Source organism: Brevibacillus sp. NRS-1366, from assembly GCF_050467985.1.
Genome location: NZ_JBITPN010000062.1, coordinates 1 through 14,780 on the forward strand (window position 1 = coordinate 1; position 14,780 = coordinate 14,780).

The window sequence follows — 14,780 nt, forward strand, 5'->3', positions numbered from 1 at the left end:
GGCCTATTTGACGTTCACAATCTTTCAACTTCAGATGTAACCTCCGGTCCTTTCCCATAGGTGTACTGTTTACCTACCGGTTGTTCAAAACGGTGAGTTTCCCCGTTTCTATACCAACGTAACCATATCTCCACTTGCGTTTTGTTCTTGATACAAAGGTGTTCCATTACTTCTCTCACTGATACGCCCCTCAGCCTCATTTCAACAGCCTTTAACTTGATTTCCGTTGGATAACTTACTCTCGTTGACACAGAAAAAACACCTCCAAGTTGTCCCCATATCTTACGACATGGTCGCATTCTCTTGAAGGTGTTTTGATTTGTCTTACATTATGGGGTCAGTCCCAATTCTCGGGTGGCACTCTTTTATATATCCTCAGGCATGGCGTCAAGCTTCTCTCGGATGGCTCAGTTTAATTCAAGCGGGACTGAAGTGCTGTTGGTTACGCAGCGCGGCTAGAATCCATGTGGAGACTACGCCAACGAATCCCTCTACATTCGGCTTGTCCTTTGGCTTACGGACATGTGCAGGGATGACGGCCATATTGTAGTGCTTGGCCATCTCGTGATAAATCTTATTGATAACAGCGGAGTGCCCGGATGCTTTCTCTACTCCGGTCTTCAAGTTGTCCGGAATGAGCCCACGAGTCGAGCCACCAAAGAATTGATACATGTGGATATGGGCGGTAATCCACATTTCCTGATCTTGTGAAGGTAAGGCTTCCACATACGGCTGGAAGTCAGTTTACGAAGCCTCCATGGAAGAACTGTCGCACTTGGCTTGACAATTCGTCAAAATGAAAAAATCAAATCAATCTGTTATTAATTTTGAATAGATATTGAGATCGTTAAACTTTCCGTTTACTCTTTCATACTGTCTTAGTGTTCCCTCAAACGTAAAGTTTAACTTTTGTAAGACTTTGACTGAGCTCACGTTTTCGGGTTCCACTTTTGCTTCGATTCGATTTAGCTTTAAAGATGAGAATGCGTAATCTAACAAAGAACAGATAGCTTCTGAAGCGTATCCTCTTCCCCAAAATGCTCTAGCAAGGTCATATCCGATTTCTGCTTTTGCATTTTCAAAATCTAAGAAATTGTAACCACAAGAACCTATGATTTCATTTGATTCAATTTCAATTATGGAGAAACGAATAGCTTTGTTATCTTGAGAAAATTCATCAAGGAGTTTAATCATATCTTTTGCCTGATTTTCATCAGTAAAACAATTAATATTCATGAATTTGGTAACATCTGGATCAGACCAAATTTTAAACAAACTAGGCGAATCCGATACCTTCATTTTTCTTAAATGTAATCGTTCTGTGTGTAACTCTACAGTCAACATTCTTACCTCCATTAAATTTTAATAGTTGGCTAAAAAATAATGACATCTGCGCATAGTTCAGTCCCTTCATGTATAAAGATAGTTTCATAATACAAGACGCCAAAGGCTTAATCCACGCTTAATATCCAAGATGTGGTTTAATTAGGGGTGTCGCCACATCAATCGAATCTCGACTCTTGGGGCTTTTATGACGACCGTCATTCATCTCCGTATTACTAGCCATTCTTTTGCCTTTTTATTCATGGCAATCTATTTCTCTGTAAGCAGATCTAATGTACCCGTGTGCACACCAAACAAATTATTATCATAATCATAGAAATAAATGGAAAATTCCTCTCCCTGCATTATTTCCTCTCTTGCCCCCATGCTTCCACGGCTGACCTTATAGATTATAGTTTGCTGCCGAGTTCCAGTTGTATTTGAAGATGACGAGACACACAAGGTCCTATGACTTTACAATGCTCTCTTCATGGTCTTTCAAGTAATGGACGAGATTTAGCCAGTATTGACCTGTTGTTTCCATACCTACAATGAATTCTCTACATCCGTTATTTAACATGATTTGCTGACACCACTGTAGAAAGCCAGCGAATCCCTCTTTGTTATTCTCGAACGTCAGTGGCTTTCCTAGGTCAACTCCTCTAAAGTCCTGTGCACGAGCCACGTGTTTGTATTTTGCGATGTCTACACCAATAATAAGTGTGTGAGAAGAGATTTGAGAAATCTTCTGATTCTGATTATAATTCATTACGATATCCTCCTTGGTATGTTTGAAGGTCTGTTTCGCTTGCCGGCAACTTGGACCCTTGAGCATCATACCAAGGAGTTTTTTTATTCCTCAAACCGTAAATTCTTCAAAATAGGAATGCTCCCTCTTAGTTTAAACGCTTCTTAGAATAGACGATGTGATACAAGAGCTGTGACAAGAGCGTCAAGCGGATATTCTGCCTTTCAGTGTCTGCCGCTTCCGCCCACGGTAATTGACACCCAGCACGCCGCCAATAATGAACACTGCACCTATGATGTGATAGTAGGCCAGCTGCTCATTCAAGAAGACAACGCCCGCCAATATTGAAACAAGTGTTCCCACATTGACGAACACGCTCATCTGGGAAGCCTCGATTTTGGACAGCACATAATTGGATAACAGCGCGCTAACCAGCGACGACAAAATTCCGATATATAAAATAGCGACTACGAAGCTTCTATCTTTAATCGGCTCGAGCAGCTCAGGCAGTGTGCCTTGAGTGGCATGGTTGATGATGGACATTGCATTAAAGCAAATGAATCCTAAAGCCATCATGGCAAAAGTTATTTGGAGCGCCGTAAATTCCGTACTCAGCGACCGGGCCAGCACGCTGTAGACGGCAAGCATAAGCGATGACAGCAGAAGCAGCGCCATGCCTTTCGTATTGGCCACGTTAAGCGATGCTCCTTTCATCATCAAGATATAAACGACCCCGCCGACGGAGGCCAGGACGGACAATTTTTGCAGCCAAGTCGTTCTTTCTTTGAGAAAAAACGCTGCCAGAACCATAGTGAAGATCGGCGAGGAAGCCTGAATAATTCCACCCTCGGACGAACTCGCATACACCAGGCCGAAGGCTTGGAAGGCAAAAAACATCGCCGGATAAAACAGTCCGATAAGCAGAAGGCGCCACACCTTTTTCCCGTGGAGCCCCAATTGAACCCAGCCCGCCGCAACCGGAATCAGGATGGATAAAAATGATATTGTAAAACGATATGCAAGCGTATCGATCGGATTCGATACGCCGAGCGCCACTTTCGTAAACAGAAAGGAAAAACCAATAATTAACGCGTATAATAGTGCACATAGATAAATAATTTTTCTTTGCGTCATATTTAATCATCGCCTTTGCTTGGATTCATTATCAATGCTAAGAGCCGGCCGGCTAACTGAGTTCAGCATAACCGAAACCGAAACCACTAACTGCTTACAATATTAAAGACAGCCTGTACCGGTACGGTGTACACTTCGCCATCCGGAATGTTCAGGCCGCCGTCGCATTTTACGGCGCCAAGCTATCCCCTTCCATTCGGTTGTAAACCCGTCCGGTCAGCAGCAAGCCCGTTCCAATAGCCAACAACACCGTATATACTTCTTTACCGCCGCTTTTTTTGACCCCTTTCTCTCTTACTGAAAGTTTGCGGAAAGCGGGGAGAGTCAGTAAGACAGCCAAGCCAATGAATGGAAGCACCAACCAAAAAACAAATCTCCAGGACCAGTGCTCAGCTAAAAGCCCGGCGATATAAGGGCCGATTAACGCAGGTAAAATATACGAGCTTGAATATTTTCGTTCTCAGCTTATCAGGATAGCCTAAAGTAATGCTGTAATATACACACGTAATGATGGCTCCCGCGCCAAACCCCTGAAACGCTCTCCCCGCGATCAGCATAACCATGTTCACGGAGGTAGCCGCAATAGCGATACCGATTACAAATAATAGAATCGGTTACCCAAATCTCTACTTATTTTTAGAACTCCATTTTTAACCATGTCATGATAAAACTGAATATTCATTTTCGCCAGAAATGTATGCGTATGAACAACAGCATCGTACCAAATATCCACTAAATTATCATGATCTTCTTCTTGATAAGCTACAATTCCGTATGGCATTCTTCATCCCCCGATAGTTCAAGCTGCCAGTCTATTCCATCAACCCTTTTTTAATATTCCTAAATACGCAATCCACGGCCCAACATCTGTCCTGTGTCTATTCGCCATTACCCGAACGATTTGAGCGATGTGCGTTAAATCGTGTACAACCCAGGTAGATAGAAATTCCCTTACTTCACTGCACCGAATTCAGGGTGCATACCTTTCAATTCAAGATGCGATTCAGGATCAATAAGCTCCTTACGTTTGATTATGTTGTGAGTTCTTATCTTTTTAAATTCAAGCAATTTCAGTTCAATTGTTTGTTCAGCTTCTCATTTAAGTGGGAAAAACGATCAAATGCGGGAAACGGTTTGTTATCGCGTTCCATAAGAATAAATTCTAACCGCGGCATCCAATTATTCTCTTAATGAGATGCCCAATCACTTCATGGACATTCCAAGTTCCTTCACCTTCATTGCAACCAACCGTCGGACAAACCGGATACAAAATACTCCAATGTTTGCGACGTACGCTCCAGTCCCTCAATCGCTTCATACAGATTAAAATGCATACATCTGCTCTTCTTTCTGCTTATAAATCTTTTACATTGTTATACATGACGGTAAGAACCCTTCTGAACGTTTCAACTTCATCTTCGGACAACCCCTTGATGGTGTTCTTTTACCCCTCAATGGAAGGAGCAAGAATTTCATCTTTAATTTCACGGCCTTTAGGAGTCAAATAAACGCGCAACGTTCGTCTGATCCTTGTGCAGCCTTTCGGCCTTTTTGGGGAATCCCTTCTATTTCCCATAAGACGATCAGTATTTGCGAGAGCCGATCTCTTGTGTTCTACCTCGATACGGAGAAATGCAAGACATGCCCTCTTCGAGAAGGCTGTTTCAAACCAAAGAGAAAGACCTATTCCATCCGGATCGTGGCGGAACACTACAAGGTGCAAATCGAGTTTGAGAAGAGCGATACGTTTAAAGAACGTATTCGCCGCAGACCGATCATTGAGCATAAAATTGCGGAGTTAAAAAGGTATCATGGGATGACCAAGGCCAACTACCGTGGTCTATTTCGCATGCGAATGCAAGCTATCCTTACCGCTTTCGTCTGCAATGCGAAGCGAATGGTCAAGCTAATCGAAAAAATTGCCCGCCTCCTAAGGGAGACGGACTGCATTTTTTCATAAAAGCCCATTTAGAAAAAGCTCATTGGGGAAAAATCATTCCTCAATCCCCAAAAACGAGGTGTTCTGCAGGGCTCTCTTAAATAGAAGGTTTTATTATTTCGCCTGTCTACTTAATGGGGAGCATACCACTTTATCGGTAGCCTTTTGTTAAACTGACGTACGAAGGGGAAATTTAATTGGGGTACAGGGTTACTTGTACCGAGCTCACATCGTTTCAAGATCCAGCAGATAATTTTTATACTGATCCAGATAACTTGTGCGTTGCTCATTTGATATATATTCGGGTTGGAAGACAACAAAAGGATTCAAGACTTTGATGTGGGAATACTCTAGCATGCCGACTTCAATGTGTTTAATCCAATCTCTGATCGGTCCCTTTTGCCCTTTCAAGGAATATGACTCTTCTGAAGCTCCAGTGGTCATGACACATACTGCCTTTCGGCCGCTTAAGTTTTGGGGAACACCGTCAATATGTCCATAAGCGAATCCATAGGCAAATACCCGATCGACCCACCCCTTCATGATTGCAGGCATGGAAAACCACCATACCGGAAATTGGAACAAGAGCAAGTCCGCCCATAGCACCTTGTCTTGTTCTTGCTGAATATCTTCTGCAAAGCGTTTATGAATCGAGGAATTCATTTGCTCTGCAGTAAGACTTAAGAACTCGTTGTTTTCTCGCTCCATAAAATCATAATAATCCGCAATGGGATTGAATTTCATCGTGTACAAATCTGAAATCTGTACTTGATGCCCTGCTCCAGACAGTGTTTCCACCGCCAGATTCTTCATCGCGGCATTAAAAGAGTTTTTTTCAGGGTGAGCATAAACGATTAATACCTTCATAGCTGACCTCCATTGTTTTTTTGCCTGTACATTAACGAAGACAATTGAAGGAGCAAATCTGTGACAACGATGCGCAAAAAAAATCAGGATGGCCGTTCGAGCAAGCGGGCCGCGTTATGCAGTTTGTCCGGATTCATCATGACATAAACGCGCGAAATGGCCGAACCGTCCGGAGTGAAACCTAGGGCGTAAACAGCGTATGGTTTGCCGGCATGTATCACCATGAAGCTGTTGCGGCCATTGACGGAAACCGACCGGATAACGCCATCCCGGAGGTAGCGAGAAATGGAAAAGGCCAGCAAATCTCGGACGCGGTCCCGGCCATAAATCGGATTGACCGCGGCTTTCACTTTGCCGCCGCCGTCTGTAAGCAAGATGGTGTTTTCGCTCAGCAATTCGACAATGGAGGCGATATCTCCGACGCGGAAGGCGGCGCTGAACGACGCGCTGAGCGCCTCGGCTTCCGGTTTCAAGGGTGCAATCGGCACGCCGGCGTCGTTCTTCTGTACGTCCAGCTTGCGCTTGCTGCGACTGAACAGTTGCCGGCAATTGACCGTAGATTTGCCTATCATTTCGCCGATTTCCTCGAACGTGAAGCCGAGAGTTTCCCGTAGTACGAAAACGGCCCGTTCCACCGACGTCAGCCGCTGCATGACGACCAGATATGCGTAGGCGATGTCATCCTGTAGCGCCAGCGCTTCCGCAGGATTACCTTCAGACGCCGTTACGATCGGTTCGGGTAGCCATGGTCCGATATAGGTGGTTTTCGTCTTGCGCGACGATTTAATTTCGTTCAGGCAGCGGTTGGTGACAAGTTTGCACAGGTACGCTTTCATATTGGCGATTTCGCCGGAATTGTGCTGTTGCAGCACAACGAACACGTCCTGAATAACATCTTCGGCGTCCTGTGCCAATCCGAGCATCCGGTAGGCGATGGAGAAAAGAAGCGGACGATACTGTTCATAAAGCGCATGGTAATCGAGCATTTTTGTCCACACCCCTTTCAACCTGAGTTATAAAAGCCTTATTCTATACTTTGTTCCAGCTGTGAGACTCAAGTTCCGTTATATACGTTTCCAGCGCAATTTTCTGCATTTCCATCGCAAACGGGTCCAAAGTCACCCATTATTCATCGGCAAATGTCAGTATCAAAAGTTAGTTGTTTACGAAAGATCGGAAAAACTATACTACCATCTACCTTAATGGATGAACTCTCCATGAAATGAAATAGTGTTTCCTTCATTTTGCAATCATTTTATCGCATAGGAAATTCATACTACGGCGCTCCATCTAGTAAGCCTATTGCGCTTAAAATCAGAGAGCCGTTACAAACTGATGTAGTCCATTTAGTCGTTTCATGAATTTTGCGAATCCAGCTCAACGTCTCTTCATCATTCATTGGGGCTTTGTAGTTAGGAGGACTGCAACCAGGAACCACGAGAATATCAGCAGAGGCAATTTCAGAAAAGCTATAATCGGCATGCAAATAACCCATTTTTGAGTCAAGCTTGATGATACCTTTGTTCTTAGCGATAAACTTCACGTTATTGTTTCCATAGTGTTCTCTCCTTAGGTAAAGTATATTGGGTTTCGGAATTCAGGTTTACTTAACTTTAAAAAGTTGTTCGCCGATAAAACCTCCTTCGCCTGCACCGGGCGGGCAGGCAAAAACAGAACTCGATACCGTTGAAATAAAGGGATTAAGCGCATCATGCGTAGCGAGTAAGGATAACATTGGAACGAGCTGCTTGCGAACACTTTGCTGAAAACTGATAAAGAAAAGACCAGCGTTCAAATTGTGAGTCATCGGATCAATGCCTTCGAAGTAAGAGTAAGATCGTCGTAAAATTTTCGTCCCAACGCTACGTGCAAGCCAAACATGGGAGTCAGACGGGATTTCGCGCATCGATACGGCATCAAACTCATCTTGTTTCCCAAACGGGGCCCCGCTGTTTTTCCATCGACCGAATATAGCTTCCTGCTTTCTAACTAATGTTTGCTCCCATTTTTCCAAATCCATCCGAATTTTACGGGCTACCAAATAAGTTCCGTTGGTCATCCAGGCAGGACCTTTGGATGAGTCAACCCATACATGGTCCTCCTTGCCTTGTTCATTTGCCAGCTCAATATTGGCTGTGCCGTCTTTAAATCCAAAAAGATTTCTTGGTGTTTGACCATCAGAAGCATCAATAAATCCAGTTTGAATCCAACGAATAACCGCCATCTCAATGGAAACCGCAGCTAAATTGCGAATCACATAAAAAGCGATAGTCGGATCATTCGAACAGACCTGAATACAAATATCGCCTCCCGAAATTTGTGCATTTATTGTTTCTCCAGGCATAGATGGGATATCTTTCAGCTCGTCAGGACGATGTGAACCCAAGCCAAATCTGTCTACCCCGTTCCTAGTGAACAGAGTCGATCCAAATCCTAACGTAATGGTAAGCTTTGCTGATGAACTGATAGAATTCTCCTCGGTACTGTTCACCTGCTGCTGACCATTCGTTTCTCTAAGTGCTCTGCCTGCAGTCATATCTGCACTATAATCAGTCCATAATTTGAGTAATTGTTTTAGCGTTTCTACATTATCGGAAATAATGTCAAAAGCGGCAAAACACATATACATTTGCTGAGGGGTTCCGATACCCGCTTGCCTTGCTCCATAGAATGGGATTGCGTCTTTGTTCACTGTTTCGGGTTGAGTGTCTTCGAGAACAGGATTAACAAGGCGATTAGCTTTTAGTCCGTTGTTAATAGCGAATATAGAAGCCATTCCGCTCATTCCAACGACAATTCCTGTTCCCGCCAGAGCCGCCATTTTCAATACCTCTCTTCGACTATAGCTGGATTCGTCACGATTATCGTTATTTGATTCATTTGCTTGTGTATGCTTCATGTTGAACTCCTCCATTCTAAAAAGAAACCTATTGTTTTTTATAGTAATAACGAGTATTTTCCCTTTTTTCACCAGGCATAAGTTACAATTTGTAAACATGTTCCGCCCTGGGGAATGAATTTTGTTAATTTGGTTGCTATTCAATTTTGATAATCAGCCATTTTTATGTATCACATGAATACCTGTCTATTTCATAGAAATTAACTATAGCAGCTAATCTTTAATTAAAACGGATGGCACTCTCTTCTGCTTCGAAATCAGCTCTACAAACACTATATTGATGATCCAAGCTGCCCACACGGCAATCGTATAAGACGATACATAATCCACATCAAATAGCTTTATTATTGCAAGCTGAATGAAATGAAGCGATGTATTAGCTAGTGTCAGCGCATAGCTTCGCATCATCCAGATCTGATGCTTAACCGTCTGCTTCAAACGAATAGTCCACCAAGCATATAAGGTAGCAAAGATCCACATTCCGTTCAGGAGGAGAAAGCCAACCGTGCTTAATGTCCCTCCCGTCGCATCCTTCGCTAAATATATCGTTGCAACAGAGCTAAATAATATGCTCAGAACATATACTTTCCCATTTAATCGGTGCAGCGCCGGTTTTTTCCTCAACATTGTTGCAGAAAAACCAAAGGGACCTGTTATCAAAGCAATACAAGCGCTTATAATATGAAGGCGCAGTAATACAAGCCATAGTGTCTCTCTGAAATTTTCGCCGAGGTCTTTATGCTGAAGATGCTTCGCCGCCCCTGGATCAACAATAAAATAGTTGGCCAGCATGTGAAAGGCCCAGCCGATTGACAGGATGCTTAGGATGATATAAAGGCTTTTCCTCAATAGTTTCATGACGCACCTCTTTTATTTTTTTCAAAAAGACCGATCGGTCTTTTTTACGATAAGGGATAGAATCTCCTTTCTCAACAGACATATGTTACAATTTTAAAACAGCAACTACTCGATGGAGGTTATCATGCGAAAAGGCGAGCAAACACGAATGCACATTATTCAAAAGTCTGCCGAGCTATTTAATGTCAGAGGGTATGCAGGTTCTACCATTAACGACATCATGAAGGCAACTGGTTAAAAAAGGTGGAATATATCGTAACTTTTCAAGCAAGGATCAGATTGCTGCTGAGGCCTTTGATTATGCGACGGCTATTTTGTCAGAACGATTTTCTAAGGCTGTGGAAAGTGCTGATACTGCGATTGAGAAGATGTTGGTGATATTTGACGTTTACAAGGATGCAGTCAATGATCCACCTGTTATTGGTGGCTGTCCGCTATTGAATACAGCGATTGAAAGCGACGATACCCATCCAGAACTGCGCGAGCAAGCCCTGCGGGTTATGAAACAATTTCTTTCAACCGTTCAGGAGATTATTCAGGACGGGATTCAAAGTGGGGAGCTCCGATCAGATGCTGAAGTCGTTTCGTTGTCTTCGTTGATTTTATCTACACTGGAGGGCGCCATTATGGCAAGCAAGCTTGCGTGTGACAACAGCCATATCGCGTATTGCAAAGAGCATCTACACCGCTACCTGCTTTCCTATCGAACTGAGTGTGCGCACGAATTTGAGACGCTATTTTAGGGAGGTGAAAGAAGCCTGCAGAACCTTGATGTAGCCGGGTAAACTGTTGATCCAACTCTGGAATTGACATTAAACATAATCGTCGTACCGTTTCGTTTTCGCATCTGCCATTTTCAAAAAGAATCCATCAATTGCTGGAGAGTTGTTTTCAAGTCAAAATCCCGCAGTACTTCGTTTGCGGGATTTTGACTTGAAAACATAGATTTGGGTGCTAATGAAATCAAAAACGACTACCAAAAAAACGAGAAGATGGCACATCGTGAAGATAACGGGAACCATTTATAAGACCCTTCTTCAAAAAAAGGGTTATTCCTCTTGTATGAAAATCTACAAAATTGATCCAGATCCACCTAAAGTTCCATACATTCATTACTAATAAAGTCTTAGACTGCTAATGCCTTTCTTCAACTATCGATTCCCGTTAGCTACCCCTGCATCAAAGTCCGTTATTGAGACATAAAAATGACTTTGTCAATTAACCCGTATTCCTTTGCTTCGTGGGCGTCCATAAAGTTATCTCAGTCGTGTTGAACAGTATTTTCATTCCGAAAGCACCATTTGAACGAGGGGAGCATGGAAAAATCCCCTCCAAATGAACAGGTAGAGTCATGCTCTTACCTGTTTATTTAAAAGGGATAAGATCGAATCACTTTATTCAAAAACTAATGAATCTAAATCTCTTGGATATTCCGTAATCAGTTTATGACCATTTGCCGTTAAAACAACCGTATCCGAATGACGGAAGCCTCCTAGACCAGGGATATAAATACCAGGTTCTATCGTGTAGACCATCCCTTCTTCAAGGACCAAGTCATTATCAAAGCGCAAGTAAGGTTCTTCATGTGCGGATACACCGATCCCATGTCCAACCCTATGAATGGCGTATTCACCCAAGCCTTCTTTCTGAATCACATCCCTGGCTATTTTATCTACCTGCCTAGCTGTTACACCCGGCTGAATAAACTCCATTGCGACTTCTTGAGCCAGACGCATGACTTCAAAAGTCTTCCGTTGTTGCTTGTTTGGCTCCCCAATGAAAATAGTTCTTTCTAACTCTGCCCGGTAGCCGTTAAGGACTACTTGCCGAGTATGAATAACGACATCCCCTTTCTGCAAAATTCGGGTATTTGAGAATACATGCGGCATAACAGTCCGCTCGGTTCCAGATGGAGACATGACAAGCATATCTAGCGTCGCTTTTGGATAGTTATTGGCTGTTTCAGAAAACAATGCTGCCGTACCGACTGAATCAAACTCAATCTCGGTTATCCCTGCACGACACGCTGCAAGAGTTGCACTCACAGCCAGATTGACTAAACGACCCGCTTCTTCTATCCGGTTGATTTCCGCATCATCTTTTACATAGCGCATATTCACGATTTTTCTTCCAACATCAGAGACCTCAAAGTCCAGATTTCTAATAAAATTCGTTAATTCTGCTGCTGCAAATGACAAATCAATACCTACTTTTGCGTCATTGGTGTATACAGATAGCACCTTGAGGATCTTTTCTCTGAAATCTGTTCCTTTATCGGCCATTTCAGGGTGCTCGTAGTACACGAGGATTTCGTCTACAAGTGCAACCACCTTGGCATGGATTTCTTCCAGTCCAGGTACAATCATTCTTGTTTGATCTTCTTCAACGATGAGGACAATCGGTCGTGAATATATCAGTGCTTTAAAGCCCGTTAAATAAAACTGGTGATCCGGATTCATTACGACAGAAACTTTGATACCCTCTGCTTTCATAAATTCTCTTAACGCAGCTAAGCGATGATCAGTACGCAATTCGATTCACTCTCCAGGTTTAATTTTGTCCAAAACTACGTGAACGGCTGTCATCAATTGTGATTTCCCTCTATATCAATTTCACTTTTTTCACGGTTACGAGCATCATTGCCAATGGTGTATCCTCGAGGCGGCTCTACGCCCATTAGATGCCTCACGAAATAGTCCCATTTCCTGCGAAGAAAATAAGGCTCTAAAATAAATACGTGATGTCGGTTGGGCAGGATCAACATATCAAAATCCTTGTCCGCTTTGATCAAGGCATCAACCATACGCATGGTTAGCGCTGGATGGACGTTGTCATCCGCGTCCCCATGAACCAGCAGCAAATGGCCTTTTAGATTGTGTACGAGCCTAGAATTATCTTGTTCGTCGTATAAGGCTAGATCAGACGAGCCCTGATACCGCTCTGCCCAAAGTGCATTATATAGCCGGTTATCGTGGTTGCCACATGCGGAGACGGCTACCTTGTAAAAATTAGGGTAAGACAGAATCGCGCGCGTAGAAGCGTAACCTCCCCCAGAAAGCCCCCAAATACCAACGCGGTCAAGGTCGATAAAAGGAAAGCGCTCAGCCAACTGTTTTGTTCCGACCACGTGGTCTGGCAGTCCTGCAGCCTCCTGCAAATTACCATAGCAAGCATCGTGGAAAGACTTATTTCGGTGAGGTGTGCCCATGCCGTCCATAATGATCGTCACAAACCCCAATTGGGCAAAGGACTGCGCGCCCCCTAACGGATCTCTGCCATTTTCAAGTGGTTGCCACGCAAAGCTTTTCGGTGTATTCGTACGTTGGGGACCGCCGTAAATATAGTCGATAACTGGATATATACGAGACGGGTCAAATTGTGCAGGGCGAACCATTACGCCATAAAGATCCGTGACCCCATCTAGTGCTTTTACCGTAATTCGCTCCGGGATTTGATATCCCAGCGCTAGGAGCTGCTCAATATCGGCCTGTTCAAGCTCACGAATCAGGGCTCCATTTGCTGCACGTAGAACCGACACCGGAGAAAAGTCAACGCGTGAAAATGTATCCACAAAATACTGCAGGTTTGGAGAGAAATTCACAATGTGCTCTGCATCCTCTGGTGTAAGCAAGGTCAGCTCGGTTCCATCCAGCTGTATCCGGTATAGATGCTGATAATAAGGATCGCGACCACTCTCTCGCCCACCGGCTGTGAAGTAGACCCACCCTTTTTGCTCATCTACTTCCAAAAGGCGACGAACTACCCAAGAACCAGACGTAATCCGATTTTTCAGTTTGCCGGTTTTGGCGTCATATAAGTAAAGATGAGACCAATCATCGCGCTCCGAGTGCCAAATGAACGAGTTGCCGTCAGATAACAGACGAATATTTGGATTGTTGTATGCTTGTCCAGAGATTACATCAAATGCAGTGTGCATATCAAAATGCAGGAAAGAATCTGAATGCTCTTCCAAGAGGGGTGAGGTCTCACCTGTATTTACGTCAGCCAAACAAAATTGGGCTGACTTATGGTTAGATTCCAGACGCACAAAGTATATCTTGTCGCCTTTTTTTGACCACCCAGCTAGTTTAGAACCTGGGGTGAACAAAGATTTACTATGAAGCGTAATCGGACTGGCTTGCAACGGCATAACCGTACCAAGTTCAATATCGCAAATGACCAGCTCTGCTTGTGGAACGTGTTCGTCGCCCGTAAGTGGGTAGCGATACGAGTGTAGAACCGGAGCCAGATCATCACCCTCCTGAGGAACTGCCTGTACGAGATGTACCTCGCGCACCAGTCGCTGATCTACCCGGTATGTTACCAATTTTTTGGAATCAGGAGACCAAGCGGCGGCTGGCGGTAGCTTTAGTCCGTTTATATGTTCGTATACCACTGTGAGGCGATTACCCGGATACGAAGCATAGTCGTAATTCGGAATACCGTCATGCGTAAGCTGAACAATGCTTCCTGATTCCAAGGATCGAACAAACAGGTTATGATTTTGAACGAATGCAGACCAACGCCCGTCTGGAGATGGGAGCTCATCCATCGGAGTCTGCTTCAACTCTTCAACACGAATGCATGAATACTCGGTAAGGTCAAACACATATCGGCTTCCATGCACATGGAACTGAATGGCTTTGTCATCATCTACGTACTCAAATTGTTCAAAAGGCAGATTGTTCTCATCGCACGAGAGTCCCAATTTTTCCGAAAGAGCTGTGGCCAAACGGGAATGATCAAAAGCAGGAATGCAAGAATTCTCCTGTGCATTCACAACCATAAACTGCTTCCCACGGTGGCTCCCCTCTTGCAGCTCCCGCATGTACCAAAACTTGTCTCCAGTCCCCAACCAGTGTGGCTTGATGACACCATTTAAAACGTACTTCCCGGTATTTGTGGGTAGAAGCTTTTCAGCACGCTCGTATTTCTCACGTATAGCATTGATTGACATTTTGTTAACCCCCGCTCTTGTTTCCAAACCACGTTTAGTAAATTATCATAGCTTG

11 protein-coding genes and 7 pseudogenes are annotated in these 14,780 nt (G+C 43.9%); 2 read left to right on the forward strand and 16 right to left on the reverse strand.

The genetic code is table 11. The annotated features are described in order from the left end of the window. Positions 1 to 17 precede the first annotated feature (17 nt). The 8 genes and pseudogenes from ACIFQN_RS33880 to ACIFQN_RS33915 all read right to left on the reverse strand — a co-directional run. Positions 18 to 251 (reverse strand): annotated as a pseudogene (locus ACIFQN_RS33880) (helix-turn-helix domain-containing protein); the annotation flags it as partial. Positions 252 to 417: 166 nt separating this feature from the next. Then, positions 418 to 696 carry a hypothetical protein gene (locus ACIFQN_RS33885; protein ID WP_429837457.1) on the reverse strand — a complete coding sequence of 93 codons (279 nt, stop codon included), beginning with the start codon at positions 694 to 696 and terminating at the stop codon, positions 418 to 420. Positions 697 to 810: 114 nt separating this feature from the next. Next, on the reverse strand, positions 811 to 1,341 hold the full coding sequence (locus ACIFQN_RS33890) for a GNAT family N-acetyltransferase (protein WP_429837495.1): 531 nt from the start codon (positions 1,339 to 1,341) through the stop codon (positions 811 to 813). 475 nt (positions 1,342 to 1,816) lie between these two features. Further along, positions 1,817 to 2,092 (reverse strand): annotated as a pseudogene (locus ACIFQN_RS33895) (IS110 family transposase); the annotation flags it as partial. A 183-nt stretch (positions 2,093 to 2,275) separates the two neighbouring features. Then, positions 2,276 to 3,205 carry a DMT family transporter gene (locus tag ACIFQN_RS33900; RefSeq protein WP_429837458.1) on the reverse strand — a complete coding sequence of 310 codons (930 nt, stop codon included), beginning with the start codon at positions 3,203 to 3,205 and terminating at the stop codon, positions 2,276 to 2,278. A gap of 180 nt (positions 3,206 to 3,385) precedes the next feature. Then, positions 3,386 to 3,816: pseudogene (locus ACIFQN_RS33905) on the reverse strand (MFS transporter); the annotation flags it as partial. Next, positions 3,801 to 3,986, reverse strand: a complete 186-nt coding sequence (locus ACIFQN_RS33910) for a hypothetical protein (RefSeq protein WP_429837459.1) — start codon at positions 3,984 to 3,986, stop codon at positions 3,801 to 3,803. The gene ACIFQN_RS33910 and the pseudogene ACIFQN_RS33905, both read right to left, overlap by 16 nt. Positions 3,987 to 4,025: 39 nt before the next feature. Next, positions 4,026 to 4,539 (reverse strand): annotated as a pseudogene (locus ACIFQN_RS33915) (DinB family protein). Positions 4,540 to 4,799: 260 nt separating this feature from the next. Here ACIFQN_RS33915 and ACIFQN_RS33920 point away from each other — a divergent pair. Beyond that, a pseudogene (locus ACIFQN_RS33920) lies at positions 4,800 to 5,165 on the forward strand (transposase); the annotation flags it as partial. A 204-nt stretch (positions 5,166 to 5,369) separates the two neighbouring features. Here ACIFQN_RS33920 and ACIFQN_RS33925 read toward each other — a convergent pair. The 5 genes and pseudogenes from ACIFQN_RS33925 to ACIFQN_RS33945 all read right to left on the reverse strand — a co-directional run bounded on the left by ACIFQN_RS33925 (position 5,370) and on the right by ACIFQN_RS33945 (position 9,768). Further along, the gene (locus tag ACIFQN_RS33925; RefSeq protein ID WP_429837460.1) at positions 5,370 to 6,011 is read right to left on the reverse strand and encodes an NAD(P)H-dependent oxidoreductase; all 642 of its coding nucleotides are present in this window, start codon (positions 6,009 to 6,011) and stop codon (positions 5,370 to 5,372) included. Positions 6,012 to 6,094: 83 nt separating this feature from the next. Next, the gene (gene sigJ, locus ACIFQN_RS33930; protein ID WP_429837461.1) at positions 6,095 to 6,997 is read right to left on the reverse strand and encodes an RNA polymerase sigma factor SigJ; all 903 of its coding nucleotides are present in this window, start codon (positions 6,995 to 6,997) and stop codon (positions 6,095 to 6,097) included. Positions 6,998 to 7,296: 299 nt separating this feature from the next. Continuing rightward, a pseudogene (locus ACIFQN_RS33935) lies at positions 7,297 to 7,563 on the reverse strand (DJ-1/PfpI family protein); the annotation flags it as partial. A gap of 51 nt (positions 7,564 to 7,614) precedes the next feature. Continuing rightward, positions 7,615 to 8,910, reverse strand: a complete 1,296-nt coding sequence (locus ACIFQN_RS33940) for a Dyp-type peroxidase (protein WP_429837462.1) — start codon at positions 8,908 to 8,910, stop codon at positions 7,615 to 7,617. A 213-nt stretch (positions 8,911 to 9,123) separates the two neighbouring features. Then, positions 9,124 to 9,768, reverse strand: coding sequence for a DUF2306 domain-containing protein (locus ACIFQN_RS33945; protein ID WP_429837463.1), 645 nt, complete (start codon positions 9,766 to 9,768; stop codon positions 9,124 to 9,126). A 374-nt stretch (positions 9,769 to 10,142) separates the two neighbouring features. On the opposite strand from ACIFQN_RS33945, the gene ACIFQN_RS33950 reads away from it, so the two are divergent. Continuing rightward, positions 10,143 to 10,511 carry a TetR family transcriptional regulator C-terminal domain-containing protein gene (locus ACIFQN_RS33950; protein WP_429837464.1) on the forward strand — a complete coding sequence of 123 codons (369 nt, stop codon included), beginning with the start codon at positions 10,143 to 10,145 and terminating at the stop codon, positions 10,509 to 10,511. A gap of 446 nt (positions 10,512 to 10,957) precedes the next feature. Here the strand turns inward: ACIFQN_RS33950 and ACIFQN_RS33955 are convergent. The 3 genes and pseudogenes from ACIFQN_RS33955 to ACIFQN_RS33965 all read right to left on the reverse strand — a co-directional run. Beyond that, positions 10,958 to 11,026: pseudogene (locus ACIFQN_RS33955) on the reverse strand (ATP-dependent Clp protease proteolytic subunit); the annotation flags it as partial. Positions 11,027 to 11,162: 136 nt separating this feature from the next. Then, on the reverse strand, positions 11,163 to 12,299 hold the full coding sequence (locus ACIFQN_RS33960) for a M24 family metallopeptidase (protein ID WP_429837465.1): 1,137 nt from the start codon (positions 12,297 to 12,299) through the stop codon (positions 11,163 to 11,165). A 53-nt stretch (positions 12,300 to 12,352) separates the two neighbouring features. After that, positions 12,353 to 14,725 carry a DPP IV N-terminal domain-containing protein gene (locus ACIFQN_RS33965; protein WP_429837466.1) on the reverse strand — a complete coding sequence of 791 codons (2,373 nt, stop codon included), beginning with the start codon at positions 14,723 to 14,725 and terminating at the stop codon, positions 12,353 to 12,355. Positions 14,726 to 14,780 lie beyond the last annotated feature (55 nt).